Below are 24,669 nucleotides of genomic sequence, written 5' to 3' on the forward strand. Positions count from 1 at the left end.
CCCGCCGTTACAACGCGTTCAGGATACGGTCCGCCTCGGCCTGACAGGGGGTCAGGGTGCTGCGGTCTTCGCCGGGGAAGAAACGCCCGCGAACGGCGGTTGGCATCGGCGCGGGTTCGTCGATCACGACGCGGGGGCCGTGCTGCGCGGCCTCGGCCTGCCAACTGCGGGCAAGGGCGATCTGCGCCGCCTTGGTCGCGCCATAGGCGCCGAAGAACTTTTGCCCGCCCCGCGCGTCGTCGAAAAACAGCGCCGTGCCGTTCCGCATCCGCAACAGAGGTTCCAGCAATGCAATCAGCCCGCGCGTGACATCGACGTTGACCAGCACCGATTTCGCCCAATCTTTCCCCTCGATATGCGGGGCGGGGGCCAAGGGCGCGGTGTGGATCGCGGTATGCGCCCACAGGTCCAGCCCGCCCCAACGGTCGGCAATCGCCTTGGTCATCTGCTGCATCGCCGGAGCCTCGGCCACATCCATGGGGGCCAGCGTGGCCTGCCCGCCCGCCGCGCGGATGCGGTCGTCCAATTCCTCAAGCGCGCCAACGGTGCGGGCGACGGCCAGAACGTGATATCCGCGCGCGGCCAGCCCCTGTGCCAATGCCGCACCCAGACCACGCGACGCACCCGTCACCAGAGCAAGTTTTTGTTTTTCCATGTCTTTACCCTTAACGGAAAAGGGGGCCGCAACGGCCCCCAAACCCGGCGCAGCACCGATTAGCGGCTGCTGACATCCACATAATCGCGGCGGTCGGAACCGACATAGAGCTGACGCGGCCGACCGATTTTGTTTTGCGGATCGCCGATCATTTCTTTCCACTGGCTGATCCAGCCAACCGTCCGCGACATCGCAAAGATCGGCGTGAACATCGAGGTCGGGAAGCCCATGGCCGACAGGATGATGCCCGAATAGAAATCGACGTTCGGATACAGCTTTTTGCTGACGAAATATTCATCCTCAAGCGCGATGCGTTCCAGTTCCTTGGCGACCTTCAGGGTTTCGTTGTTTTCGATGCCCAGCAGGTCCAGAACCTCATCTGCGGATTCCTTCATCACTTTGGCGCGGGGGTCAAAGTTTTTGTAAACCCGGTGACCAAAGCCCATCAGGCGGAACGGGTCGTTCTTATCCTTGGCCTTGGCGATGTATTCGGGGATGCGGTCCACGGTGCCGATTTCTTTCAGCATTTCCAGACAGGCCTGGTTCGCACCGCCATGCGCCGGCCCCCACAGGCAGGCGATGCCCGCCGCGATACAGGCGAACGGGTTCGCCCCGGACGAGCCCGCCAGACGCACGGTGGACGTGGATGCGTTCTGTTCGTGATCGGCGTGCAGGGTGAAAATCCGATCCATGGCACGGGCCAGTTCGGGCTTGACCACATAGTCTTCGGCCGGGACGGCAAAGCACATATGCAAGAAATTCGCCGCATAATCCAGATCATTGCGCGGATACACGAACGGTTGCCCGATCGAGTATTTATAGGCCATGGCCGCAATCGTCGGCAGTTTCGCGATCAGGCGCATGGCCGCAACTTCGCGTTGCCATTCGTCGGAAATATCGGTCGAATCGTGGTAAAACGCCGACATGGCGCCGACCACGCCAACCATGGTCGCCATCGGATGGCTGTCGCGACGGAACCCGCGGAAGAAATAGTGCATCTGTTCATGCACCATCGTGTGCCGCGTGATGCGGTTTTCGAAATCAACCATCTGTTCCTTGCTGGGCAGTTCGCCGTGCAGCAGCAGGTAACACACCTCAAGATAGTGCGATTTTTCGGCCAATTGTTCAATGGGATAGCCGCGATACCACAATTCGCCCTTATCGCCGTCGATATAGGTGATCGTCGAATCACAGCTGGCGGTCGAGGTAAAGCCGGGGTCATAGGTGAACACATCCGCCTGACCATACAGTTTGCGAATGTCCAACACATTCGGGCCTGCCGTGGGCTTTAGCACGGGCAATTCGTAATCTTGTCCGTCAATCGTCAGCTTGGCCGGGTTCAGATCTGCCATGTTACGGCTTCCTCTCTCTGTGGCGTCAATCCGCCTGTTCGAATTGGTCGGTCAGCCGCGCGATGGTTTCATCGCGGCCAAGCGCAATCATCATATCAAAAATGCTGGGGGTGGATGCGCGACCGGCCAAGGCAGCCCGGACAGGGGCCGCGATTTTACCCAAGCCCACGCCCGCATCCTCTGCCATGGCCTTAGCGGCCTCCTCCAGATCGCTTCGGTTCCAGCTAACATGCTGCAGTGCAGAAGTCAATGTTTTCAGCATACCACGGGATACCGAATCCAAAGCATTTGATGCTTTTTGTTCCAATTCCACGGGGCGGTCGATCAGCGCAAAATGCGCCTGATCCAACAGCGCGGGCAGTGTTTTCGCCTTTTCTTTCAGCGCACTCAGCGCGGGGATCAGGCGTTCGGATTGCGCATCCGACAAAGGAGGCTGGCCGATTTCGGCGCGGAAATCCTCGATCCCGGCCAGAACGGCGGCGTCGGACATCGTGCCGATATGGTGGCTGCTGACATGTTCCAGTTTCTTGAAATCCAACCGAGCGGGCGCGCGACCGATTCCCGACAGATCGAACCATTCCAATGCCTGCGCGTCGCTGAACAATTCGTCGTCGCCATGGCTCCACCCCAGACGGGCCAGATAATTGCGCATCGCGGCCGGAGGATAACCAAGCGCTGCAAATTCATGCAGGCCAACCGCGCCGTGACGTTTCGACAGCTTTTTCCCATCTTCGCCATGGATCAGCGGGATATGGGCATAGGTCGGGCGCGGCCAGCCCATGGCGTCGATGATCTGGACCTGACGCGCGGTGTTGGTCAGGTGGTCATCGCCGCGGATGACATGCGTCACGCCCATGTCGTGATCATCCACCACCACGGCCAGCATATAGGTCGGCGTGCCGTCGCTGCGCAGGATGATCATATCGTCCAGCTGATCGTTGCCGACACGCACCTGCCCCTGCACCTGATCGTCAATCACCGTTTCCCCATCACGCGGCGCGCGCAGACGCAGGGCATAGGGCGCGTCGGGATGGTCCGTCGCGTCGCGCCACGGGCTTTGAAACGGCTGACGGGGGTTGTTGTCGCGCCACTGAGCGATTTCTTCCGGCGTGGAAAAACATTTATACGCCGCGCCGCGCGCCAGCAATTGCTGGGCAATCTCGGCGTGGCGGTCCTTTTGCGCGAATTGGCTGACGGGTTCACCGTCCCAATCCAAACCCAACCATGTCAGACCCTTGAGGATCGCCTCGGTCGCGTCAGAGGTGGAACGGGCGCGGTCGGTATCCTCGATCCGCAGCAGGAATTTGCCGCCCCGGCCCCGCGCATACAGCCAGTTGAACAACGCCGTCCGCGCGCCCCCAATATGCAAATAACCAGTGGGCGAAGGGGCAAAGCGGGTCACAACAGGGGATTGGGTCATCGGAGCCTTTGGAAAAGTATATGCCGGCGCAGCGATCTTAACGATTTAGTAAGACCCACCGTGCCATTCTGGTTCCATGTGATAGTCAAGCGACCGTGAAAGAACAAGGATGAACCCCGGCCCCACATCTGCGCCCCGCCTGTCAAAACACGCAGCGCCCCCACGCCTGCGCGCCACAGCGGCCGTGCGGGGCGGGCTGTTTTTGTGGGTGCCGGTGTGCCTGTCGGTGGGGATTGGCGCGTGGTTTCTGCACCCGTTTCTGTTGGCGTGGACGCAATGGGGCGCGGTTCTGGCGGCGCTGATTCTGTGCGCTGTGGTGGCCTTTGGCGCGCCGCTCTGGGCGGAACGCGGGCGGATCAGCTGGCCCGCCGCCGATTGGGCGCGGCTGCTGGCACTGGCCGGAGTGATGATCGTCGGCGGTTATGGGCTGGCCGGGATGCGCGCGCAGATGGTCGCCGCCCCGGTGATAGATTGGCGGTATTACGGCCCGGTCGAAGGGCGCGTGATCGACATTGACCGATCGGCCCGCGACCGCAAACGCCTGCTGCTGGATCAGGTGGTGCTGCGCGATCACGGCCCCGACCGCACCCCCAACCGGGTGCGCCTGTCGCTGATGGATACCCCGGATGACGAACTGCCACAGCTGGGGCAACGGGTGATGCTGACCGGCCATCTGGGACCGCCCCCCGGCCCCGCCGCACCGGGCAGTTTCGATTTCAGGCAACATGCGTGGTTCATGGGGCTGGGCGCGGTGGGTTACAGCCGCACCCCGATTATGACGGTCGCGCCGCCTCAGGGCGGGATGTGGTGGATGCACCGCGCCCGCATGTCGATCAGCGCCGCGATGCAGGACCGTATCGGCGGCCAACAGGGCGCGGTTGCCGCCGCGCTGATGACCGGCGACCGTTCCGGCATTGCCGAGGCGACAAACGACGTCATGCGCGCGTCGAACCTGTATCACATTATCTCGATTTCCGGCTTGCATATGAGCATGTTAGCCGGTTTCGTCTATACCGCCCTGCGGCTGGTTCTGGTGCTGGCGCAGGGCTTGGGCGCCGCGCCCCGCATCGCTGTGCATAAGATCGCGGCGGGGGGCGCGCTGTTTGCCTCGGCCTGTTATCTGTGGCTGTCGGGGGGCGGCGTGGCGACGGAACGGTCGTTTATCATGGTCGCGGTGATGCTGGCCGCGATTCTGGTGGACCGGCGCGCGATTTCCCTGCGCACCATTGCCGTGGCGGCGGTCGTGGTGCTGATCTATTCCCCCGAATCGGTGACAACGCCGGGCTTTCAGATGAGCTTTGCCGCCACCGTCGCGTTGATCCTGTCGGCGGGACCATGGGCGCGCATCGCGCCGCGCCTGCATTGGGTCATACGCCCCGTGGCGATGCTGCTGGTGTCGTCCTTTGTGGCGGGGATCGCGACCTCGCCCATTGCAGCGGCGCATTTCAACCGGATGGCGCAATATGGGATGCTGGCGAACCTGCTGGCGGTGCCGGTGATGGGCGTGTTCGTGATGCCCGCGGGCGTGATCGGCGCGCTGCTGGCCCCGCTGGGGTTGGAAGGCCCGGCCCTGTGGGTGATGGGCATGGGGACGCTGTGGATGCTGTGGGTGGCGGAATGGGTAGCAAGCATCGGCGGCGCAGTCACGGCGATTCCCCTGCCGCCGGCGTCGGTCGTGCCGCTGATGGGGTTTGGATCGTCGCTGATGATTCTGTGCTGGCGGCGCGATCTGCGGCTGACGCGGGCGGGACCGCTGATGGCGGGGTTCTGGTCCGGCGCGGTCATGCTGATTCTGGCGGGCGCGTTGTGGTTAACGACCACCCGCCCCCTGATCCTGATCGCGGCCGAGGGCGAGGCCGTCGGCCTGATGACCCCCACCGGCCGCGCGGTGTCCAAACCATCGGGCGGAGGCTTCGCCATCAGCACATGGCTGTTGGAAGACGGCGACATCGCCAGCCAATCCCAATCCGCCGCCCGCCCCGCCTGGGACGGCGACCGCCGCGACCGCTGGGCCGCCCTGCCGCATGGCTGGGACATCGGCCATTTTACCGGCAAAGGATCGGGCGACCGCGCCGCCGCCGAATGTCAGCCCCGCCGTATTCTGGTCGCGACCGAGGCCATCCCCCTGCCCGATGACGCGGCCTGTAGGGCCTTTGACCCGGTGCGGCTGCGCGATGCGGGCGCCTTGGCCGTGGATATGACACCCGACGGCCCGGTCATCCGCAGCGCGGCTGAGGTGCATCCGCGGTTAAGGTTAACGCGGTGAGGGTAAGGCGGGCATGCGCGTCAGCAAAACGGCAATCGCAGCGTGAACCTTGCGCCTGCGGCACGGGCCATATGCACGCCCAACCACGGTTAAGGTTAATGCATCGTAAGCTTCGATACCGCAACGCGGCAATCGCCACCTGCACCCTTGGCGTTAGAGTCAGGTGAGATATTTGCCCGATCTTTCGCGGCCCGACCGCCAAATCGAAGCGAATAAGCCCGACACTCGGCGATCCGTAGCGCATCCCCGCATTAAGGTTAATGCGTTAAGCCCCAACTCCCCCTGCCGCAACGCCGCAATCGCGGCTTGCACCTTGGGCGTTCGGTGCAAATCCATATGCGTCACCAGCCACAGTGGCGTGTCCCGATCAGGCAGATAACCTGCCAAATCGAACCGCACGAACCCGACGCCCAGCGATCCGCCGCGCATTCGCCATTAAGGTTAATGCGTCCCTGAAAGACTCCTGCCGCAACGCCGAAATGGCGGCCTGCATTTTGGGCGTTCGGTGCAAATCCATATGCGTCACCAGCCACAGTGGCGTGTCCCGATCAGGCAGATAACCTGCCAAATCGAACCGCACGAACCCGACGCCCAGCGATCCGCAGCGCATTCGCCATTAAGGTTAATGCGTCCCTGAAACACTCTTATCGCAACGCCGCAATCGCAGCTTGCGCCTTGGGCGTGCGGTGCAAATCCATATGCGTCACCAGCCACAGTGGCGTGTCCCAGTTCGGAATACTCACGATTTCACGTAACCCCGACGCCGCAGCGCGTCGCGACAACTCGCACCGACACACACAAACGCGCAGCGCGTCGCCGGTTAACGTTAACGCGGTGAGGCTAATCGCCCCCCAGACCGAACCGCACACACCCGCAGTACAGCAATCCCCCGCGCATCCCCGGTTAAGGTTAATGCGTTAAGCCCCAATCACCCCTGACGCAACGCGCCAGTCGCGGCTTGCAGATTCGGCATATCGTGTAGATGCCGCATTCATCCGATCTTTCGCAGACCCGCCGCAGGATCGCGGCAAACCAACCCGACGCCCAGCGATCCGCCGCGCATTCGCCATTAAGGTTAACGCGTCCCTGAAACACTCTTATCGCAACGCCGAAATCGCGGCCTGCATCTTGGTCGCGCAGAGCAGCTGCGGCATTTGCCCTATTTTTCGCGCCAAAACCGCCAAATCGAACCGCACGCCCGACGGCCCGCCGCATCCCCGCATTAAGGTTAATGCGTTAAGCCCCCACTCACCCCTGCCGCAACGCCGCAATCGCGGCTTGCACCTTGGGCGTGCGGTGCAAATCCATATGCGTGACCAGCCACAGCTGCGTGTCCCAATCGGGCAGATGCCCGATTTCGCGCAGCCCAACCGCCAGATCGGACCGCACAAACCCCACCCCGACGCCCGACCCGATCAGCGCACGCTGCGCCGCGGGTTCATTCGCCTGCGCAATCCAGCGTTCCGCCGGGACATTGTTGCGCAGCCAGGCGGACCAGGGCGCGCCCGCCTCATCCGCACCGGGGCAGACAAAGTTATTCGCCGCCCAGTCCGGCAGCGCCGCATAATCGGGCGCCGCATACAACGCGACCCGCAGCCGCAAAAACGGCTGAACCACATAATCGGGGTTTTGCGGCGGGGTTTCGGCGGCGCGGATGGCGATATGCGCTTCGCCCGTGTCCAGCCGGAACAGCCGCGAACCGGTCTGATAGTCCAGCCTCAATTCCGGGTGCTGCGCCAATAACGGCACCAGACGCGGCGTGATGATCCAATGCAGATCGGGCAGACAGGTCACCGTCAGACGTCCGCTGATGCTGGAGCCGCCCGCAATCCGGCTGGCCATCTGCGCCAGATGATCTTCGACCGATTCGGCGGTATCGCGCAGCGTTTCGCCCGCATCGGTCAGGCTGTAACCGCGCGCCCCGCGCAGGAACAGGCGTTGATTTAACCGCGCCTCTAACGCGTCGATCCGGCGGATCACGGTGGCGTGATGAACGCCCAGAACATCGGCGGCACCGCTGATCGTTCCCGCGCGCGCGACCGCCAAGGCCACACGGACATCGTCCCATTCATCCATCATGTGCAGCCATGCACAGAACCTGCGCGCTTGTTCCCGTTTTCTTTTCCCACGACTAGCCCCAGATCACCCCTCAGACAAGCAAAACAAGGGTTAACGCCATGCATATTCTGCACATCGACAGCGCCATTACCGGCGACGCATCCGTTTCGCGCAAACTGACCGCGGATGCGGTCGCCCGCCTGCGCGCGACGAACCCCGACGCAACCGTCACCTATCGCGACCTGAACGCGGGCGTTCCGGCGATTGATACCGATTGGTTCCACGCCGTGCGCATGACGCCCGACCAGCCAAGCGCCGACCAACAAGCCCTGATTGCCACATCGGACGCGCTGCTGAAGCAGGTGCAGGATGCCGATGTGCTGGTCATCGGCGCGCCGGTTTACAATTTCACCATCACCGCGCAGTTGAAAAACTGGCTGGATCAGATCGCGCGCGCGGGCATCAGTTTCCGCTACACCGAAGCCGGTCCCGAAGGTCTGCTGACCGGCAAGCGCGCCTTTATCGCCTATACCGCCGCTGGCACGCCGATGGGATCGGATATAGATTTCGCGTCGGGCTATCTGCGGCATATGCTGGGCTTTCTGGGGATCACCGATGTGACCTTTATCCCCGCCGACGGTCTGGCCCTGGACCGCGATGCTGGCATGGCCCGGGCGCAAACGGCACTGGATCAGATCGCGGCGTAACGCGCGACGGGGCGGCGGTTGACTCGACCGCCGCTTTTTCGTATGAAACCCCAGATTCCCGGAAGGATGTGCCTTCCGGTCCCCGTCAGATGCGGGGATCGCCCCCCGTCAGCGCGTTGCGCCCACGGGGGCAACCGTGTTTGGACCGACAGGAGGCCCGCCGATGTTTGAAAACCTTTCCGACCGTTTGGGCGGCGTTTTTGACCGGCTGACCAAACAAGGCGCGCTGACCGAAGATGACGTCACCGCCGCCATGCGCGAAGTGCGGGTTGCGTTGTTAGAGGCTGACGTGTCCCTGCCCGTGGCGCGGTCATTTGTGAAATCGGTGACGGCCAAGGCGACGGGCGCATCGGTCACGAAATCCATCACGCCGGGCCAGCAAGTCGTTAAAATCGTTCATGATGAACTGATTAAGGTGCTGCAAGGCGACGGTGAACCCGACGCCCTGCGCATCGACAACCCGCCCGCGCCGATCCTGATGGTCGGGTTGCAAGGCTCGGGGAAAACCACCACGACCGCCAAGCTGGCCCTGCGCCTGAAGGACCGCGAAAAGAAACGTGTGCTGATGGCGTCGCTGGACACCAACCGCCCCGCCGCTATGGAACAGCTTGCGATTCTGGGCCAGCAGATTGGCGTTGATACCCTGCCCATCGTGGCGGGCGAATCGGCGGTGCAGATCGCGAAACGCGCGAAAACGCAGGCCAGTTTGGGTGGTTATGACGTTTACCTGCTGGATACCGCAGGCCGTCTGCATATTGATCAGGTGCTGATGGACGAAGTGCAGGCCGTCCGCGACATCGCCCAGCCGCGCGAAACGCTGTTGGTCGTCGATGGTCTGACGGGTCAGGACGCGGTGAATGTCGCCACCGAATTTGACGCCAAGGTCGGCGTGTCCGGCGTGGTTCTGACGCGGATGGACGGCGACGGGCGCGGCGGTGCGGCGCTGTCGATGCGCGCGGTGACGGGCAAACCGATCCGCTTCGTCGGCTTGGGCGAAAAAATGGACGCGATCGAAGCGTTCGACGCCCAGCGTGTCGCAGGCCGCATCTTGGGCATGGGCGACATCGTGGCGCTTGTCGAAAAAGCGCAACAAGTGCTGGAGGTCGAACAGGCCGAACGCATGATGAAGCGGTTCCAGAAAGGGTTGTTCAACATGAACGACCTGAAAGGCCAACTGGAACAGATGCAAAAAATGGGCGGGATGCAGTCGGTCATGTCGATGATGCCCGGTATGCAGAAAATGGCCAAACAGGCCGAGGCTGCGGGCTATGACGACAGCGCGATCCGCCGCCAGATCGGGTTGATTAACTCGATGACGAAAAAGGAAAGGGCCAATCCTGATCTGTTGCAGGCCAGCCGCAAAAAACGCATCGCCGCCGGTGCGGGGCTGGATGTGGCCGATCTGAACCGTCTGCTGAAAATGCAGAAACAGATGGCCGACACCATGAAAAAGCTGGGCAAAATGGGCAAAGGCGGCATGATGAAACAGGCCATGCGCGCCATGACCGGCAAAGGCGGCGGCCTGCCCGATATGGAAAACCTCGACCCCGCAAAAATGGCCGAGGCGCAGAAAATGCTGCAAGATCCGCGCGGTCTGGGCGGTCAATTGGGCAAAGCGGGCCTGCCGGGCGGGCTGTCCGGGCTGTTTGGCAAAAAATGACCCTGCCCGCCGTCCATATCCCGGTGATCGAAACCGAACGCCTGATCCTGCGCGGGCCGTCGCTGGACGACCTGCCAGCGTCCGTGCGCTTTGGCGCGTCGGACCGGTCGCATTTCGTGGGCGGCCCGCATCAGGACTGGCAGGTTTACGAAAAAATCGCTGCGCATATCGGCTATTGGGCGATCCGCGGTTACGGGGTGTGGACCGTGACCACGCGGGCGGGCGACATCGCGGGGCGCATCGGCATTGTGCATCATCTGGACTGGCCGGAACCCGAACTGGGCTGGACCGTCTTTGACGGGTTTCAGGGTCAGGGCCTTGCCTTCGAAGGCGCCATGGCCGCGCGCGACTATGCCGCGCGTCATTTCGGGCTGGGACCGCTGGTGTCGAACATCCATCCGGATAACACCCGCTCGCGCCGTTTGGCCGAACGGATGGGCGCGACGGTTGAACGCGAAACGACCCTGCGCAACGAACCGTGCCTGATCTATCGCCACCCGCAGGAAACCGCATCATGACCCACACAAACGCCCCCACGATCCACAGCGAACGCCTGACCCTGCGCGCCGTGCGCGAGGATGACTTTGATATCTTTGCCGAATTCATGGCCGACGACCGCAGCAGCTTTGTCGGCGGCCCGCGCGACCGGTTCGAAAGCTGGATCTTGTTCATCGCCAATCCGGGCCATTGGGCGATGCGCGGCTATGGCTATTGGATGATCGAAGAAACCGCCTCGGGGCGCCTGCTTGGCACCTGCGGGATCATCAAACATGACGGCTGGCCCGCGCCGGAACTGGGCTGGCAGCTGTTCAACGGCTGCGAAGGCCATGGCTATGCCCGCGAAGCCGCGATTGCCGCCCGCGACTGGGCCGCAGCGCAGGGCATGGACCAACTGATTTCGTTCATCGCACCGGACAACACCCGGTCACTGGCACTGGCTGCGAAACTGGACGCGATGCAGATGGGCGAAGGCGACAGCCCGTTTGGCCCGATGACCGTCTGGCTGCACCCCAAGGGGAACGCATGATCTTCTGTGCGCAAATATCCTGCGGGGGTCTGGGGGTGCAAAACCCCCAGCCTCGCCGTGCCAAGCCGCACTTTACCAGTGGGAACCGCCCATGACCGACGCCGCCACCCGCGCCGCCAGCCTCTTGGCCGGACATCGCGCCAGCATTGACCGGCTGGACGCCATTTTGGTGTTCACGCTGGCCGAACGGTTCAAACATACCCAAAATGTCGGCCTGCTTAAGGCTGAACATGATCTTCCGCCGTCTGATCCCTTGCGCGAATCCGCGCAAATCGAACGGCTGGAACGCCTCGCGCGCGAGGCCGACCTCGACCCGGAATTCGCGCGCAAATTCCTGAACTTCGTGATCGCCGAGGTGATCCGCCATCACGAAAGCTATCAATCCTAAGGGGCAAGGCCCCAACCGCCATTTATAAGGAGAACACCAATGGCAATGAAAATCCGTCTGGCCCGTGGCGGCAGCAAAAAACGTCCCCACTATGCCATCGTCGCATCCGATTCGCGTATGCCGCGTGACGGCCGCTTTATCGAAAAGCTGGGCACCTATAACCCGCTGCTGCCCAAAGACAGCGAAGATCGCGTGAAAATGGATCTGGAGCGCGTGCAGCACTGGCTGGCCCAAGGCGCACAGCCGACCGACCGCGTGGCGCGTTTTCTGGAAGCTGCTGGCGTGCGCGAAAAGGCGAACCGTCAGAACCTGAAAAAAGGCGAACCCGGCAAAGCCGCCCAACAGCGCGCCGCCGAAAAGGCTGAAAAAGCCGCAGCCGCTGCGGAATCGGCCGAAGGCTGATCCCATCTGTGGGGCGGGGGACACCCTGCCCCACATCTGATCTGATAAGGAATGACCACATGATCCGTTTGATTGCGATTTTTGCCGTTGGCCTGATTCTGGGCGTGGCGGGCGAACGCTATCTGGCCAAAGATGCCTGTCTGGATCTGGGCGGCACAATGCAGGGCGGCATCTGCCGCGGGGTCAATGTCTGATAAGATTTGCGTCGGTGCCATTGCGGGCGCGTTCGGCGTCAAGGGCGAAGTGCGGCTGAAAAGCTTTTGCGCCACCCCGGACGACATCGCGACCTATGGCCCGCTGCTGTCCGAAGACGGCAAACGCAGCTTTGCCGTCACCCTGACCCGGCCTGTGACGGGCGGGCTTGGCGCGCGCCTGTCGGGCGTGGCCACCCGCGAAGACGCCGAGGCGTTAAAGGGCGTGACCCTGTGGGCGCCGCGTTCGGCGCTGCCGTCGCTGCCTGACGATGAATTTTACCACGCCGACCTGATCGGGTTAGAGGTCGTGGACACCGGCGGCGTTATCCTTGGCCGCGTGCGCGCGATTTTCGATCACGGCGCGGGCGATATTCTGGAAATTGTGGGCGGCTCGCAGGTGGTGCTGCTGCCCTTTACCCGCGCGGCGGTGCCAACCGTCGACCTGACCGCGCGCCGCATCGTTGCCGATCCGCCCGGCAGTGACGATGACTGACACCCCGAAATCGCATGGCCGGTTGACCATTCGCCCCAGCCTGCGCCCCCGCGAATTGGGCGCGGAACCTCAGGTCATGGGCGCGTGGACCGCCCGCATCATCACCCTGTTCCCCGAGGCGTTCCCCGGCATTCTGGGCCTGTCGCTGACCGGGCGCGCGCTGTCTCAGGGGTTGTGGAATCTGGAAACCATCCCGCTGCGCGATTTCGGCGTGGGCCGTCACCGCAATGTCGATGACACCCCGGCGGGTGGCGGGGCGGGCATGGTGATCCGCGCCGATGTGATGGACGCCGCCCTGCGCCATGCCGGGGGCGGGCTGCCGGTGGTGTATATGTCTCCGCGCGGGCGTCCGCTGACGCAGGCCCGCGCGCGCGAACTGGCGCAGGGGCCGGGGGTCACGCTGATCTGTGGCCGCTTCGAAGGCGTGGATCAGCGCGTGTTGGACGCCCATAACGTGCAGGAAATCAGCATCGGCGATTATGTCCTGACGGGAGGTGAAATCGCGGCTCAGGTCTTGATTGACGCGACGGTTCGGCTTATACCGCGCGTGCTGGGGAATCAGGATTCGCTGGCCGAGGAATCCTTTTCCATCGGCAATCGGGGTCTGCTGGAACATCCGCAGTATACGAAACCCGCTGAATGGGACAACCGTGCGATCCCGGATGTTTTGTTATCCGGCAATCACGCGGCCATTGCCCGTTGGCGGGCCGAACAGGCCGAAAGGCTGACCAAGGAACGCCGCCCCGATCTGTGGCGGGCATACGACAGTATGGACCCGGCAAAGGACCGACAGCTCTCGGGCGCATCAGACCAATCGCGGAATCACCGCGAGCCATGAAAGGAACAGCGATGAACCTGATCGCCCAACTGGAAGCCGAGCAAATCGCCGCGCTTGGCAAGACCATCCCCGACTTTAAAGCCGGTGACACCGTGCGCGTCGGCTATAAAGTGACCGAAGGCACGCGCACCCGCGTCCAGAATTACGAAGGCGTGTGCATCAGCCGCAAAGGCGGCGACGGCATCGCCGCGTCGTTCACCGTCCGCAAAATCAGCTTTGGCGAAGGCGTGGAACGTGTGTTCCCGCTGTATTCGACCAATGTCGAATCGATCGAGGTTGTGCGCCGTGGCCGCGTCCGCCGCGCCAAACTGTATTACCTGCGCGATCGTCGTGGTAAATCGGCCCGTATCGCCGAAAAAACCAACTATCGCCCCAAAGCCGACACCAAAGCATAAGGACGTCTGACGATGAAAAAAGACATCCACCCCGATTATCACATGATCGAAATCAAAATGACGGACGGCACGGTCTATCAGACCCGTTCGACCTGGGGCAAAGAAGGCGACACCATGTCGCTGGACATCGACCCGACGTCGCACCCGGCCTGGACCGGCGGCTCGACCAAGCTGATGGACACCGGCGGCCGCGTGTCGAAATTCAAATCGAAATATGCGGGTCTGGGTTTCTGATCCCTGCCCCATTGTTTTGCGAAACGCCGCCCCGTGGGGCGGCGTTTTTCGTTGGGGTTAATGGCAATGCACTTTGCCCGCCCGGTTGTCCATGTGACAGCATTGTCCCGGCGGCGATGATTTGCGGCACCCGCCGCCATGGGCATCGGCAGGAACGGGTGAAAACGCGATTGCGGCCGCAAACGCCGCAGCAAGTGTGATAAAACGCATTCTGGCGGTCCTCCTGATCCTAAGAATGTGTTAATTCATGCCGTTCTGGTAAATTTTTTCACCTGTCTTTTTGTGCAATTCCGCCAAATGCCCGACCTGAAACCGCCGCGCCGATCACGCAACCGGCGGATGAGGCGCTGATCCTGGCGGCTGGGGCCGGGCCGGCTGTGCTGCGCCGCCTAACCCTCGGGGCGCGTTCATAATTTCTTAATGCGCGCGTGGCATAATAGATCAAATGCAACACAACGCACGGGGCGCTGTTGACAGGCGCGGGGGCTTTGGAAAAGACTGCCACAACCAAAGGTGCAGAACGCACACCACCCGAGGGAGGGACAGAGATTGCCAATTATCCGTCTGATTGACGGCATCAATGAAATCGTGGGACGCATCGTGTCGATCGTCGCGATTATTTTTGCCTTCATCATCATCTATGATGTCATCATGCGTTACATGGGCCAGCCGACACGCTGGGCCTTTGACGTGACGAAACAGCTTTATGGGTTTTATTTCATCATGCTGGGCGGTTATGCCCTGCGCCATCAATCGCATGTGCGGGTGGATTTGCTGACATCCCGCATGGGGCCGGGGCTGCGCCGCTGGGTGGATCTGGCGGGCTATGTCATCTTTTTCTTTCCGTTTGCGTGGATTTTTGCGCGGCGCAGCTGGGACTTTGCGATCACGTCGTGGAATCAGGGTGAACTGACCTATGGCGCGGTGCAACTGCCTGTTTATCCGTTGAAAATGGCGATGTTTGTGGCGGCCTGTCTGTTGCTGATCCAAGGCATCAGCGAAGTGTTAAAGCTGATCCTGAACGTCGAAAATACCCCCGACCCGATGGAGCCGATGGATGTCCGGTGAAGCAATTGCGTTGATTATGTCGGGCCTGCTGGTGCTGGGCCTGTTCATGGGCCACCCGCTGGCCATGGTTCTGGGCGGCACGGCGATTCTGGGCGCCTTCATCGCGGGCCGTCCGCAGGTCTTGGGCATCGTGACGAACCGAATTTTCGGTGATGTGCTTGATAACTATGTCCTTATCGCCATTCCGCTCTTCGTGTTGATGGCGCGGTTTCTGTCCGACAGCGGCGTGACCGACCGAATGTTCGAGGCGCTGCGACACCTGTTGGCCAATGTCAAAGGTGGTCTGGGTCTGGCCGTGGTGTTCATTTCCATCCTGCTGGCCGCGACGACCGGGATTATCGGCGCGTCGATCACGGTGATGGGCATGATGGCCCTGCGCCCGATGCTGCAATACGGCTATGACAAACGGCTGGCGACGGGTCTGATCGGGGCCTCGGGCTGTTTGGGCATCCTGATTCCGCCGTCGATCATGCTGATTCTGATGTCGTCCTATGCCCCCGGCCTGTCGGTGGGGCAGTTGTTTGCCGGCGCAATGATTCCCGGTGTTTTGCTGGGCGTTCTCTATGCGGTGTATGTCGCGCTGATCGCGTGGCTGAAACCCGAATGGGCGCCCGCGATGCAGGAAACCGACCGCATCAGCAAGGCCGAAATGTGGAAAATGCTGCTGGTCGAAGCCGTGCCGCCGCTGATTCTGATCCTGGGGATTCTGGGCTCGCTCTTGGCCGGGATCGCGACCGCGACCGAGGCAAGCGCCATCGGCGCCGTGCTGTCGCTGCTGATCGTGATTGCCCGCGGGCGGTTTGAATGGCGCACCTTTTATTCCGCGCTGCTGGAAACCGGCCGCACATCGGCGATGATTCTGTTCATCGTGGTGGGCGCAACCGCCTTTACCGGCGTGTTCAACATCACCGGCGGCCTGCGCGCCAGTCAGGATGTGATGCGCGGGCTGGCCAGCGACCCCTATACCTTGGTTGCGGTGATGCTGATTGCGGTGTTCATTCTGGGCATGTTCCTGGATTGGACCGGGATTGTGCTGCTGTCCTTCCCGATCTTTTTGCCGCTGGTCAACGAAATGGGCATCGACCCGCTGTGGTTCGTGATCCTGATGGCCGTCGTGCTGCAAACCAGCTTTATGTCGCCGCCCTTTGGATATGCGCTGTTCTATATGCGCGCCATTGCCCCGCCCGAGGTGAAAACCGGCGACATCATCATCGGCGTTGTGCCGTTCATCGGTCTGGTGCTGCTGATGTGTCTGCTGGTCATTCTGTTCCCGCCGCTGGTCACATGGCTGCCGGCTACGATCTATGCCGGATAACGGCAGCGCATTGATAAACAAGGAGGAAAACATGAAAAAACTGATCGCTTCGGTGGCCTTGGCAACCGCGATGTCTGGCCCGGCATTGGCCGAAACCTGGACCATGACGACCACTTGGCCGTCCAGTCTGGAACTGATCGAGATGGACAAGAAATGGGTCGAACTGGTTGGCAAGCTGGTTGATTCGTCCACATTGTCGATTGATTTCTACGACGGCGGCAGTCTGGTTCCCGCGGGTGAGGTGTTTGGCGCCGTGCAATCCGGCACCATTCAGGCGGGCGCGGACTGGCCGGGGTATTGGGCCGGTCGCGACGCGGCGTTTTCGCCGCTGGCCACCACGGCCAGCCTGTTCAACGCCGTTGATTATGTGAACTGGATTCAGGAATGGGGCGGCGCGGACCTGTATAACGAAGTGTATGGCCGCTTTGGCATGGTGTATCTGCCCTATGCCGTGACCAATAACGAATCGGGGTTCCGCACCACCAACAAAGCCATCAACACGGTCGAGGATTTGCGCGGCCTGCGCCTGCGTCTGTCCGGTCTGGAACAGGGTAAGTTGTTGGAAAAGCTGGGCGGTAACCAAGTCAGCATGGCGGGCGGCGAAATCTATCAATCGCTGGAACGCGGCGTGATTGACGGTGCGGAATTTTCGACCCCCAATGTCGATTATTCGGGCGGTTTCCATCAGGTGACGAAATACTGGTCAACGCCGGGCTGGCACCAATCGGCGTCGGTCTTTGGCGTCATGATTAACAAGGCGGCGTGGGATCGTCTGGACGCCGACACGCAGGACCGCCTGAAAATCGCTGCCGACGCCACCATGCTGTGGAGCCTGTCCTTCACCGAAAAACACGCCGCCGACGCCTTCGCGAAATTCAAGGCGGCTGGCACCCAGATCACCCGCATGGATGACGAATCGCTGGCCCGGATTCAGGAAATGGCGAACGAAACCATCACGGAAATCGCCTGTGCGAATCCGACTGCGGCCAAGATCTATTCCAGCCAGCTGCATTATCTGGCGGACTATGCCGATTGGCGCAATGCCTCGGCTCCGTTCAATCTGGGCCGTGATGCGCAAGGCCCGGATGTGGCCGCCATTGACGCATGTGTGCAATAATTGCATGATATGCACAGATAAGTGACGGGCGGGGAACGATTTCTCCGCCCTTTACATTGACAGCCCGATGAAACCGAACCATCCTTTCGGGCAGCAATGGGGAAAGATAATGGGCGAAAAGACACTGACCCGCATGGATCTGGCCGAAGCGGTCTTTCGTGAGGTGGGATTATCCCGCCACGAATCCGCACAACTGGTCGAAAGTGTGCTGAACCATATTTCCGACGCGTTGGTGCAGGGCGAACAGGTGAAGATTTCGTCCTTTGGAACCTTCAGCGTGCGTGACAAAAACGAACGCATTGGCCGCAACCCCAAAACCGGGGAAGAGGTGCCGATCACGCCGCGCCGCGTGCTGTCGTTCCGTCCGTCGCATCTGATGAAGGACCGCGTGGCGGCCGGCAATAAACGCTGATCGACGCGATGTCGAAAGGCGCAGGGGCATTCCGTTCCATCGGTGAGGTGGCGCAGCTGATTGGTGTTGCGCCGCATGTTTTGCGTTATTGGGAAACGCAGTTTTCTGCCCTGCGCCCGATGAAGCGCAGCGATGGGCGGCGTTATTACCGCCCCGATGATGTGCGGCTGGCCGCGGGGCTGTGTCAGGTGCTGCGCGATGATGGCATGACGATTCGCGGCGCGAAAAAGATGATTGCGGCGGATCGCGGCGCGGCATTGCGGGATTTGGGCGATGCGCGGCTGGCGCAAGGGCCGGTTGAACCGCGCGCCAAGCCCGCCCCCCTGCCCCGCCGCGCGCCGCGCGGGCCTGCGCCGCTGCCGTTGTTTCCGGCCCCGCCCGCATCCGCGTGGCTGCCCCGCCTGACCCGTTTGGCGCGGCAATTGGACCGCATGACCGCGCAGGACGCCCGGTGGCAGCACGCCCGCCCGCTGGCGCTGAAACTGCGGCGCGCGATCACGGCGACGTCCTCGGCGGCTTCGTGACAATTTGACGAAAATTTCCGACATGCGGCCCTTGTGCTGGGGGGCAACTTGGCCCTATACGGTGCGGGTCGGGCCGTGGCGCAGCCTGGTTAGCGCGTCCGTCTGGGGGGCGGAAGGCCGCGAGTTCGAATCTCGCCGGCCCGACCATTCCGAAAACGCCTGTCCCTGCATGGGGGCAGGCGTTTCCCTTTTCCGGCTTGGGGTGATGTGATGAACGGCGTTCTTTCCGACAGCGAAATCCGCGACTTGATCGCGGGCGGCACGATTACCGCAGACCCGGCGATCATTCCCGAACAGGTGCAACCGGCCAGTCTGGATTTGCGGCTGGGGACCACGGCCTATCGCCTGCGGGCCAGTTTTCTGGCCGGGCGCGGGCAGCGGATCACCGACCGGCTGGCCGATTTTCAGATGCATCAGATGGACCTGTCCGGCGGCGCGGTTCTGGAACGCGGCTGCGTTTACCTGATCCCGCTGATTGAACGCTTGCGCCTGCCCGCTGGGTTAACGGCGGTCGCGAACGCAAAATCATCAACCGGGCGGCTGGATTTGCTGACCCGGCTGGTCACCGATGACGGGACCGAATTTGACCGCCTGCCCGAAGGCTATGACGGACCCCTTTATGCCGAAATCTGCCCGCGCAGTTTTTCCGTGCTGGTGCGTCCGGGGATGCGGCTGAACCAGTTGCGGCTGCGGCGCGGTCAGGCGGTGCTGTCGGATGCCGAACTGGCGGATTTGAACGCGCGCGAACCGCTGGTTGCGGGACCGGCGCTGATTGATCAGGGTCTGGGCTTTTCGGTCGATCTGCGCCCCGATGCGGGCGATCTGGTCGGATACCGCGCCCGCCCGCATAGCGGCGTGATTGATCTGGACCGCATCGGCGCCTATGACGCGCGCGATTTTTGGGATGAATTGCACAGTCAGGATGGCCGCCTGATTCTGGATCCGGGGGCGTTTTATATTCTGGTCAGCCGCGAATCGGTGGCGATCCCGGCGGATTACGCCGCGGAAATGGCCCCCTATCTGGCCATGGTCGGCGAATTTCGGGTGCATTACGCCGGGTTTTTTGACCCCGGTTTCGGCATCGGCACCGGGCGCGGCGCGCGCGGCGTGTTAGAGGTGCGGTGCCACGAAGCGCCCTTTGTTCTGGAACATGGGCAGGTGGTCGGGCGGCTGGTCTATGAACGCATGGCCGCGCGGCCTGAACGTCTGTATGGTCAGGATATTGCGTCGAATTATCAGGGTCAGGGGCTGAAGCTGGCCAAACAGTTCCGCTAAGCCACCCCCTGCCACAGCCGCACCTTCAGCCCGCCATGCGCCACGACCGGCCCGCCGGTCAGGTTCAGCCCGGTGGCGCGGGCAAGGCTTTGTTCCGATGTCACAATCCCCACGCGCCACCCCGAAAACCGAGTGCGAAACACCTCGCCCATGGCGGCGTGCAGGCCGAACAGCGGGCCTTTGTTGCCGATCCGCGCGCCATAGGGCGGGTTGATCATGATGATGCCCGGCGGGCCGTCGGGGCGTTGCAGGTCGCTGACCGGGGCGCAGGTGAACTGCGTCAGCCCCGCCACCCCGGCGCGTTCGGCGTTCTGGATGCTGCCCCGGATCGCGCCCGCGTCGCGGTCGCTGCCGTAAAACCGCAGCCCGGTATCGCGCGGCGTGACCGGCGCGCGCAACGCGGCCCACGCCTGCGCGTCAAAGCTGCCCAATTCTTCAAAGGCAAAGCTGCGGCTGCGTCCGGCGGGCAGACCGGCGGCGATTTCGGCGGCCTCGATCACAAAGGTTCCTGACCCGCACATCGGGTCCAGCACGGGTTGCGAGCCGTCAAACCCCACCTCGCGCAGGAACATCGCGGCCATGGTTTCGCGCATCGGGGCCTTGGCGACGGCCAGTTTATGCCCGCGTTTGTGCAACGATTCGCCGGTGGTATCGACGCTGAAGGTGACCAGATCATCTTCGATCCGGGCCTTGATCACGATGGGCGCGTCGGGGGTGATGGGCGCGCCCAATTCTTCGGTGATCGCGCGTTCGATGCGCTGTGTCGCCGCACCCGCGTGATAGATTTTCGACGCGCGGCAGACGGTTTCCACCCGCACCGGCAGATCAGCGCGCAGCAGATCGGCCCAGGGGAATTTGCGCGCGCGTTTGTCCAACTGCGCCAGATGCATGGCGCGAAACCCGCCGATGCGGGCCAGAACCCGCGTGGCTCCGCGCAGATGCAGATTGGCGCGCCACACATCGGGCCAGCCGCCGCGAATGGTCACGCCGCCGGGTTGAATGACGGGCTGCCATCCCAGTTCGGTGGCCTCGGCCGCCAAAGGGGATTCCAGCCCCGGCGTCGCCACCAGAAAAATGTCGAAGATGCTATCCATCGGCGGACCCTATCCCGCCCGCGCGCCAAAGGTAAGAGGTCAGCGCCGGTTCATACGGTTCAGGTTGCGCATCCGCTGGGCCATTTCGCGCGTTTGTTTTTTCTGCGCGGGCGTTTGCGGCTGATCCGATTTGCCGCGCGACATGGTTTGCAGGCCCTTCGTGATGCCCCAATTCATAGCGCGGCGCATGACCAGCCGGGTGAACATATTGATGATTTGGTTCATATTCATTGGCGGTTCCTTATTCGTCGGCGAACAGATCATCGTCGGGGTCGGTGGGCTGTATATCGTCATCGGCATCGCGCGGCACAAGGGGGGGCATCCCCTGCGCGGGCCGTGATTCCAGCAAACCGGCGGCGCGCAGTTCCGCCAGCCCCGGCAGATCGCGCGCCGATTCCAGCCCGAAATGATCCAGAAACGCATCGGTGACGACAAAGGTTGCCGGACGCCCCGGCGTCATCCGCCGCCGCCCCATGCGCACCCATTCCATTTCGATCAACTGATCCAGCGTGCCACGGCTGACGGCGACGCCGCGGATTTCCTCGATCTCGGCGCGGGTGACGGGCTGGTGATAGGCGATGATGGCCAGCGTTTCCGTGGCCGCGCGCGACAGGCGGCGCTGATCCACGGTTTCGGTCTGCATCAGAAATGACAGATCGGCCGCCGTGCGAAAGGCATAGCCATCCCCCACCCGTTCCAGCACCACCCCACGCCCGGCATAGGCGCGACGCAGGGATGCCACGGCCTCGGGGGCGTCGCAACCGGCGGGCAGGCGCGCGGTCAGGTCGCGCATGGTCAGGGGGGTGGCGGCGGCGAACAGGATCGCCTCGACCATGCGTTCCTGTTCGTAAAGGGGAATGGGGAAATCAGCGGTCATCGGGCTTTTGGCGGTAACTGATCGGGGCAAAGGTATCGGCCTGCCGTATCTGAAGCCGCCCCTGTCGGGCAAGCTCTAACGCGGCGGCAAAGGTCGCGGCGGTCGCGCTGCGGCGGCGTTTGCCGTCCGATTCCCAGCCTTCGGGCAGGAACACCGACAGATCGGTCCATTCGCCCGCAAAGCCGATCAGGCGGCGCATCCGGTCCAATGCCTGTTCCATCGTGAAAACATCTTTGCGGTCAAAGGCATAGGGCCGGAATTCGTCCCGCGTTTTCAACCGGGCATAGGCGCGCATCAGGTCAATCAGCCCCGCCTGCCATTCGGTTCGGCGCTGTCGGGCGACGGTTTCCGGCGCGCCACGCTGAAACCGCGCCAAGCCCAGCCGGTCGCGGCCCATCAGCCGTTCTGCCGCCTGACGCATTGCGGCCAGCCGTTCCAGTTGAAACGCCAGATGCGCGGCCATGTCCTGCGCCGATGGGCCTTCGGCCTGCGGATCGGGGGGCAAGAGCAGGCGCGATTTCAGGAATGCCAGCCACGCCGCCATGACCAGATAATCGGCGGCCAGTTCAATGCGCAGCGCGCGGGCCTGTTCGACAAAGGCCAGATATTGTTCGGCCAGATGCAGAACGGAAATCCGCATCAGGTCCACCTTTTGCGTGCGCGCCAGCGTCAGCAGCAGGTCCAGAGGGCCTTCGTAGCCGTCCACATCCACGATCAGCGATTCATCGGCGCGGCGCTGCGCGACCGATTCGGCGTCGAAATCCAGACGCGGTTCAGGCGGGCGCGCCACGGGTCACAGCCCCGTCAGGGCGCGCCATTCCGCCATCAGCGCATCGAAATCCGCCGGGACCGGAACATGACGGCGCGACAGGGCGGCATCGGCGCGGCGCTGCGCATCCGGCGTCATCGCACCAGCAGCGGCGACTACGGGTTCCATATCGGAAATCGAGCCGTTGCAATGCAGCACCAGATCGCAACCGGCGGCAATGGACGCGGCGGCGCGGTCGGCCTGCGTCCCCGACAGCGCGTTCATGGTGATGTCATCCGTCATTAGCAGCCCGTCAAACCCGATCCGGTCGCGGATCAGCCCGATCATCCGCGCGGATGCCGTGGCGGGCGCATCGTCCAGATCGGTGAATCGGATATGCGCGGTCATCCCCATCGGCAGATCGGCCAAGGCGCGGAAGGGCGCGAAATCCAGTGCCTCCAGATCATCCGCGCCCGCTGTCACCACGGGCAGATCGTGGTGGCTGTCGGCAATCGCGCGACCATGACCGGGCATGTGCTTCATCACCGGCAGCACCCCTGCCGCCAGCATCCCATCCGCCGCCGCGCGGCCCAGTTCCGCCACCGTCGCCGGGTCGGTGCCGAAACAACGGTTGCGCAAAAAGGGGTGGGTGTCGTCCTGCGCCACGTCCAGCGTCGGCGCGCAATTGCTGTCAATTCCGACCGCGCGCAGTTCCTGACCAATCAGATTGTATCGCAGCCACATCGCCCGCGCGCCCGCCCCCGCCTGATCCAGCGGCGCGGGCCATTCGGTCCAGTCGGGACCGCGCAGACGCTGCACGCGGCCGCCTTCCTGGTCCACGGTGATGACCGCATCGCGGCCCAGACAGGCGCGCAGATCGCCGGTCAGGCGGCGCAGTTGGTCGGGGCTTTCGACATTGCGCCCGAACAGGATGAACCCCCACGGGTCGGCGTCACGGAAAAAGGCGGCCTCGTCGGGGGACAGGCTGACCCCGGCGATGCCGCCCAGAATGGTTGCGTTATGCGTCACGGGTTCAGGGCAAGGCAATCCGTGCCGCCCGATTGCAGGGCGGAACAGAACTGCCGCGCTTCGGACAACGACCCAAAGCCCGCGACCCGCAGCCGCCAGAAGGTGCGGCCATTCGCCTGATGCTGTTGGATCACCGGCGATTTACCCGAAAACAGCGAGGCATTGCGCCCCGACAACCGGCCCCATTGCGATTCGGCAATGGCTTTGCTGTCGAACGCGCCGACCTGAACCACGGGACCGCTGGCGGTCGTCGCCGCAACCGGCGCGGGCGTCGGTGCCGGGGTCGCCGCCGGGGTTGCCGCAGCCGCAGCCGCCGGGCGCGCATCGGTCGCAACCGTCGCCGCCTGTGCCACGCGCACCGTGCGCGGACGCGGCGCGGGGCGGGCCGATGCGGTCAGAACGCCGGGGTTCGCCTCGGCCTGAGCCTGCGCCAGACCCTGCGCAATCGCATCCGCCTGCGACGCGCCGGATTCGTCGGTCACAACATCGGTGATCGCGCCATCCGCGGCGGGGGCGTCGATGATTTCGGCCTGCGCCACGGCCTGATCGGCGGCGGCGCGGTCAGCCTCGGCCTGAGCCAATTCGCGGGCTTCGGCGTCCGACATCGGCACGATGGGCGCGCCGTCGAAATTCAGCGCCGTTTCCGACATCTGCGCGGGTTCATGCGCGGTTGCACCCAAGGCGCCCATGGCCACATCTTCGTCGGTCAGATCGACGGGCGCGGGCGCAATCGCAACCTCGGTCGTCGGCGCAGCCGCCGTGCCGCCCGCGACATTGTTTACCGCCATGCCGGTGCGCGCGGTCAATTGCCCGCCCGGATCGTCGGGGGTGGTGCGGGCCGCGCCTTCGATCGCGCGGATGACCGGCACGCCGGACACGTCGCGCGACACCAATTGCCAGCCCCACACGCCCATCACGATCACCAAACCAACGGACGCGAACGCGCCCATATATTGGGTAAACCGCCCGACGCGCCCCATCAGCCCAGCCGAGGCCGACGCCCCCGGCGCGCCTGTGGCATCGTCCCATCCCTGTTGGTCATAGGAAAACTGACGCTGCACTTTGTGCCGCGCGAAAACATACCCGCCTTCGCGGAAATCCATCACTGCCATAGCCTGCCT

The 24,669-nt window shown here is 63.1% G+C and carries 28 protein-coding genes and 1 tRNA gene; 19 read left to right on the forward strand and 10 right to left on the reverse strand.

Annotated features, from left to right (window positions below):
- Positions 1–7 precede the first annotated feature (7 nt).
- The 3 genes from Q4G20_RS03395 to gltX are packed head-to-tail and all read right to left on the reverse strand — an operon-like array spanning position 8 to position 3,427.
- Positions 8–655: an SDR family oxidoreductase gene (locus tag Q4G20_RS03395; protein ID WP_303341952.1), complete on the reverse strand. Its 648-nt coding sequence runs from the start codon at positions 653–655 to the stop codon at positions 8–10.
- Positions 656–714: 59 nt separating this feature from the next.
- Positions 715–2,007 (reverse strand): citrate synthase, encoded by a 1,293-nt coding sequence (locus Q4G20_RS03400; RefSeq protein WP_303341953.1) that lies wholly within the window; start codon positions 2,005–2,007, stop codon positions 715–717.
- A gap of 25 nt (positions 2,008–2,032) precedes the next feature.
- Positions 2,033–3,427: a glutamate--tRNA ligase gene (gltX, locus tag Q4G20_RS03405; RefSeq protein ID WP_303341954.1), complete on the reverse strand. Its 1,395-nt coding sequence runs from the start codon at positions 3,425–3,427 to the stop codon at positions 2,033–2,035.
- Positions 3,428–3,536: 109 nt separating this feature from the next.
- Between gltX and Q4G20_RS03410 the strand changes: the two genes are divergently transcribed.
- Positions 3,537–5,693, forward strand: coding sequence for a ComEC/Rec2 family competence protein (locus tag Q4G20_RS03410; RefSeq protein WP_303341955.1), 2,157 nt, complete (start codon positions 3,537–3,539; stop codon positions 5,691–5,693).
- Between the two features lie 1,248 nt (positions 5,694–6,941).
- On the opposite strand, the gene Q4G20_RS03415 is transcribed toward Q4G20_RS03410, so the two are convergent.
- The gene (locus Q4G20_RS03415; protein ID WP_368660772.1) at positions 6,942–7,772 is read right to left on the reverse strand and encodes a LysR family transcriptional regulator; all 831 of its coding nucleotides are present in this window, start codon (positions 7,770–7,772) and stop codon (positions 6,942–6,944) included.
- Positions 7,773–7,870: 98 nt separating this feature from the next.
- Here Q4G20_RS03415 and Q4G20_RS03420 point away from each other — a divergent pair, with 98 nt between their 5' ends.
- From Q4G20_RS03420 to Q4G20_RS03505, 18 genes are all read left to right on the forward strand, one after another.
- Positions 7,871–8,458 (forward strand): FMN-dependent NADH-azoreductase, encoded by a 588-nt coding sequence (locus tag Q4G20_RS03420; protein WP_303341956.1) that lies wholly within the window; start codon positions 7,871–7,873, stop codon positions 8,456–8,458.
- Positions 8,459–8,621: 163 nt separating this feature from the next.
- Positions 8,622–10,118, forward strand: a complete 1,497-nt coding sequence (gene ffh, locus Q4G20_RS03425) for a signal recognition particle protein (protein ID WP_303341957.1) — start codon at positions 8,622–8,624, stop codon at positions 10,116–10,118.
- Entirely contained in the window at positions 10,115–10,636 is a 522-nt protein-coding gene (locus Q4G20_RS03430; protein WP_303341958.1) for a GNAT family N-acetyltransferase, read from the forward strand. The genes ffh and Q4G20_RS03430 overlap by 4 nt, the downstream gene beginning before the upstream one ends.
- A complete protein-coding gene (locus Q4G20_RS03435; RefSeq protein ID WP_303341959.1) occupies positions 10,633–11,145 on the forward strand; it encodes a GNAT family N-acetyltransferase in 513 nt (170 codons plus the stop codon). The genes Q4G20_RS03430 and Q4G20_RS03435 overlap by 4 nt, the downstream gene beginning before the upstream one ends.
- A 91-nt stretch (positions 11,146–11,236) precedes the next feature.
- Complete coding sequence (locus Q4G20_RS03440; protein WP_303341960.1) at positions 11,237–11,533, forward strand: chorismate mutase; 297 nt, start codon at positions 11,237–11,239, stop codon at positions 11,531–11,533.
- 39 nt (positions 11,534–11,572) lie between these two features.
- The gene (rpsP, locus tag Q4G20_RS03445; RefSeq protein ID WP_303341961.1) at positions 11,573–11,935 is read left to right on the forward strand and encodes a 30S ribosomal protein S16; all 363 of its coding nucleotides are present in this window, start codon (positions 11,573–11,575) and stop codon (positions 11,933–11,935) included.
- 59 nt (positions 11,936–11,994) lie between these two features.
- Entirely contained in the window at positions 11,995–12,129 is a 135-nt protein-coding gene (locus Q4G20_RS03450; RefSeq protein WP_303341962.1) for a hypothetical protein, read from the forward strand.
- A complete protein-coding gene (gene rimM / locus Q4G20_RS03455) occupies positions 12,122–12,622 on the forward strand; it encodes a ribosome maturation factor RimM (protein ID WP_303341963.1) in 501 nt (166 codons plus the stop codon). Before Q4G20_RS03450 ends, rimM begins: the two co-directional genes overlap by 8 nt.
- Positions 12,615–13,460 (forward strand): tRNA (guanosine(37)-N1)-methyltransferase TrmD, encoded by an 846-nt coding sequence (gene trmD / locus Q4G20_RS03460; RefSeq protein WP_303341964.1) that lies wholly within the window; start codon positions 12,615–12,617, stop codon positions 13,458–13,460. The genes rimM and trmD overlap by 8 nt, the downstream gene beginning before the upstream one ends.
- An 11-nt stretch (positions 13,461–13,471) precedes the next feature.
- Positions 13,472–13,855 (forward strand): 50S ribosomal protein L19, encoded by a 384-nt coding sequence (gene rplS / locus Q4G20_RS03465; protein WP_303341965.1) that lies wholly within the window; start codon positions 13,472–13,474, stop codon positions 13,853–13,855.
- A 12-nt stretch (positions 13,856–13,867) separates the two neighbouring features.
- Complete coding sequence (rpmE, locus tag Q4G20_RS03470; protein ID WP_303341966.1) at positions 13,868–14,089, forward strand: 50S ribosomal protein L31; 222 nt, start codon at positions 13,868–13,870, stop codon at positions 14,087–14,089.
- Between the two features lie 549 nt (positions 14,090–14,638).
- A complete protein-coding gene (locus tag Q4G20_RS03475) occupies positions 14,639–15,157 on the forward strand; it encodes a TRAP transporter small permease subunit (protein WP_303341967.1) in 519 nt (172 codons plus the stop codon).
- Positions 15,147–16,472, forward strand: a complete 1,326-nt coding sequence (locus Q4G20_RS03480; protein WP_303341968.1) for a TRAP transporter large permease subunit — start codon at positions 15,147–15,149, stop codon at positions 16,470–16,472. Before Q4G20_RS03475 ends, Q4G20_RS03480 begins: the two co-directional genes overlap by 11 nt.
- Positions 16,473–16,503: 31 nt before the next feature.
- Positions 16,504–17,589: a TRAP transporter substrate-binding protein DctP gene (gene dctP, locus Q4G20_RS03485; RefSeq protein ID WP_303341969.1), complete on the forward strand. Its 1,086-nt coding sequence runs from the start codon at positions 16,504–16,506 to the stop codon at positions 17,587–17,589.
- A gap of 109 nt (positions 17,590–17,698) precedes the next feature.
- Positions 17,699–18,001 carry an integration host factor subunit alpha gene (gene ihfA / locus Q4G20_RS03490; protein ID WP_303341970.1) on the forward strand — a complete coding sequence of 101 codons (303 nt, stop codon included), beginning with the start codon at positions 17,699–17,701 and terminating at the stop codon, positions 17,999–18,001.
- An 8-nt stretch (positions 18,002–18,009) separates the two neighbouring features.
- On the forward strand, positions 18,010–18,525 hold the full coding sequence (locus tag Q4G20_RS03495; protein ID WP_303341971.1) for a MerR family transcriptional regulator: 516 nt from the start codon (positions 18,010–18,012) through the stop codon (positions 18,523–18,525).
- 69 nt (positions 18,526–18,594) lie between these two features.
- Positions 18,595–18,672 (forward strand) — tRNA-Pro (locus tag Q4G20_RS03500).
- Positions 18,673–18,735: 63 nt separating this feature from the next.
- On the forward strand, positions 18,736–19,800 hold the full coding sequence (locus Q4G20_RS03505) for a 2'-deoxycytidine 5'-triphosphate deaminase (protein ID WP_303341972.1): 1,065 nt from the start codon (positions 18,736–18,738) through the stop codon (positions 19,798–19,800).
- Here the strand turns inward: Q4G20_RS03505 and Q4G20_RS03510 are convergent.
- From Q4G20_RS03510 to Q4G20_RS03535, 6 genes are read right to left on the reverse strand one after another with little or no spacing between them, the layout of a single operon-like run.
- Complete coding sequence (locus Q4G20_RS03510; RefSeq protein WP_303341973.1) at positions 19,797–20,894, reverse strand: class I SAM-dependent RNA methyltransferase; 1,098 nt, start codon at positions 20,892–20,894, stop codon at positions 19,797–19,799. The two genes, Q4G20_RS03505 and Q4G20_RS03510, sit on opposite strands and share 4 nt — an antisense overlap.
- Before the next feature lie 39 nt (positions 20,895–20,933).
- Positions 20,934–21,125 (reverse strand): hypothetical protein, encoded by a 192-nt coding sequence (locus Q4G20_RS03515; RefSeq protein ID WP_303341974.1) that lies wholly within the window; start codon positions 21,123–21,125, stop codon positions 20,934–20,936.
- Positions 21,126–21,135: 10 nt separating this feature from the next.
- Positions 21,136–21,771 carry an SMC-Scp complex subunit ScpB gene (scpB, locus tag Q4G20_RS03520; protein ID WP_303341975.1) on the reverse strand — a complete coding sequence of 212 codons (636 nt, stop codon included), beginning with the start codon at positions 21,769–21,771 and terminating at the stop codon, positions 21,136–21,138.
- Complete coding sequence (locus Q4G20_RS03525) at positions 21,761–22,561, reverse strand: ScpA family protein (RefSeq protein ID WP_303341976.1); 801 nt, start codon at positions 22,559–22,561, stop codon at positions 21,761–21,763. Before Q4G20_RS03525 ends, scpB begins: the two co-directional genes overlap by 11 nt.
- Positions 22,562–22,564: 3 nt before the next feature.
- The gene (gene nagZ, locus Q4G20_RS03530; RefSeq protein ID WP_303341977.1) at positions 22,565–23,548 is read right to left on the reverse strand and encodes a beta-N-acetylhexosaminidase; all 984 of its coding nucleotides are present in this window, start codon (positions 23,546–23,548) and stop codon (positions 22,565–22,567) included.
- Positions 23,545–24,660 (reverse strand): SPOR domain-containing protein, encoded by a 1,116-nt coding sequence (locus tag Q4G20_RS03535; protein WP_303341978.1) that lies wholly within the window; start codon positions 24,658–24,660, stop codon positions 23,545–23,547. The genes nagZ and Q4G20_RS03535 overlap by 4 nt, the downstream gene beginning before the upstream one ends.
- Positions 24,661–24,669: the final 9 nt, after the last annotated feature.

Source organism: Paracoccus sp. (in: a-proteobacteria) (genome assembly GCF_030538495.1).
GTDB lineage: Bacteria > Pseudomonadota > Alphaproteobacteria > Rhodobacterales > Rhodobacteraceae > Paracoccus.

What these genes read in the sequence shown, in the direction of transcription:
- Q4G20_RS03395 (WP_303341952.1), bottom strand. Translation starts at nt 655, where the DNA reads ATGGAAAAACAAAAACTTGCTCTGGTGACGGGTGCGTCGCGTGGTCTG.
- Q4G20_RS03400 (WP_303341953.1), bottom strand. Translation starts at nt 2,007, where the DNA reads ATGGCAGATCTGAACCCGGCCAAGCTGACGATTGACGGACAAGATTAC.
- gltX (WP_303341954.1), bottom strand. Translation starts at nt 3,427, where the DNA reads ATGACCCAATCCCCTGTTGTGACCCGCTTTGCCCCTTCGCCCACTGGT.
- Q4G20_RS03410 (WP_303341955.1), top strand. Translation starts at nt 3,537, where the DNA reads ATGAACCCCGGCCCCACATCTGCGCCCCGCCTGTCAAAACACGCAGCG.
- Q4G20_RS03415 (WP_368660772.1), bottom strand. Translation starts at nt 7,772, where the DNA reads ATGATGGATGAATGGGACGATGTCCGTGTGGCCTTGGCGGTCGCGCGC.
- Q4G20_RS03420 (WP_303341956.1), top strand. Translation starts at nt 7,871, where the DNA reads ATGCATATTCTGCACATCGACAGCGCCATTACCGGCGACGCATCCGTT.
- ffh (WP_303341957.1), top strand. Translation starts at nt 8,622, where the DNA reads ATGTTTGAAAACCTTTCCGACCGTTTGGGCGGCGTTTTTGACCGGCTG.
- Q4G20_RS03430 (WP_303341958.1), top strand. Translation starts at nt 10,115, where the DNA reads ATGACCCTGCCCGCCGTCCATATCCCGGTGATCGAAACCGAACGCCTG.
- Q4G20_RS03435 (WP_303341959.1), top strand. Translation starts at nt 10,633, where the DNA reads ATGACCCACACAAACGCCCCCACGATCCACAGCGAACGCCTGACCCTG.
- Q4G20_RS03440 (WP_303341960.1), top strand. Translation starts at nt 11,237, where the DNA reads ATGACCGACGCCGCCACCCGCGCCGCCAGCCTCTTGGCCGGACATCGC.
- rpsP (WP_303341961.1), top strand. Translation starts at nt 11,573, where the DNA reads ATGGCAATGAAAATCCGTCTGGCCCGTGGCGGCAGCAAAAAACGTCCC.
- Q4G20_RS03450 (WP_303341962.1), top strand. Translation starts at nt 11,995, where the DNA reads ATGATCCGTTTGATTGCGATTTTTGCCGTTGGCCTGATTCTGGGCGTG.
- rimM (WP_303341963.1), top strand. Translation starts at nt 12,122, where the DNA reads ATGTCTGATAAGATTTGCGTCGGTGCCATTGCGGGCGCGTTCGGCGTC.
- trmD (WP_303341964.1), top strand. Translation starts at nt 12,615, where the DNA reads ATGACTGACACCCCGAAATCGCATGGCCGGTTGACCATTCGCCCCAGC.
- rplS (WP_303341965.1), top strand. Translation starts at nt 13,472, where the DNA reads ATGAACCTGATCGCCCAACTGGAAGCCGAGCAAATCGCCGCGCTTGGC.
- rpmE (WP_303341966.1), top strand. Translation starts at nt 13,868, where the DNA reads ATGAAAAAAGACATCCACCCCGATTATCACATGATCGAAATCAAAATG.
- Q4G20_RS03480 (WP_303341968.1), top strand. Translation starts at nt 15,147, where the DNA reads ATGTCCGGTGAAGCAATTGCGTTGATTATGTCGGGCCTGCTGGTGCTG.
- dctP (WP_303341969.1), top strand. Translation starts at nt 16,504, where the DNA reads ATGAAAAAACTGATCGCTTCGGTGGCCTTGGCAACCGCGATGTCTGGC.
- ihfA (WP_303341970.1), top strand. Translation starts at nt 17,699, where the DNA reads ATGGGCGAAAAGACACTGACCCGCATGGATCTGGCCGAAGCGGTCTTT.
- Q4G20_RS03495 (WP_303341971.1), top strand. Translation starts at nt 18,010, where the DNA reads ATGTCGAAAGGCGCAGGGGCATTCCGTTCCATCGGTGAGGTGGCGCAG.
- Q4G20_RS03505 (WP_303341972.1), top strand. Translation starts at nt 18,736, where the DNA reads ATGAACGGCGTTCTTTCCGACAGCGAAATCCGCGACTTGATCGCGGGC.
- Q4G20_RS03510 (WP_303341973.1), bottom strand. Translation starts at nt 20,894, where the DNA reads ATGGATAGCATCTTCGACATTTTTCTGGTGGCGACGCCGGGGCTGGAA.
- Q4G20_RS03515 (WP_303341974.1), bottom strand. Translation starts at nt 21,125, where the DNA reads ATGAATATGAACCAAATCATCAATATGTTCACCCGGCTGGTCATGCGC.
- scpB (WP_303341975.1), bottom strand. Translation starts at nt 21,771, where the DNA reads ATGACCGCTGATTTCCCCATTCCCCTTTACGAACAGGAACGCATGGTC.
- Q4G20_RS03535 (WP_303341978.1), bottom strand. Translation starts at nt 24,660, where the DNA reads ATGGCAGTGATGGATTTCCGCGAAGGCGGGTATGTTTTCGCGCGGCAC.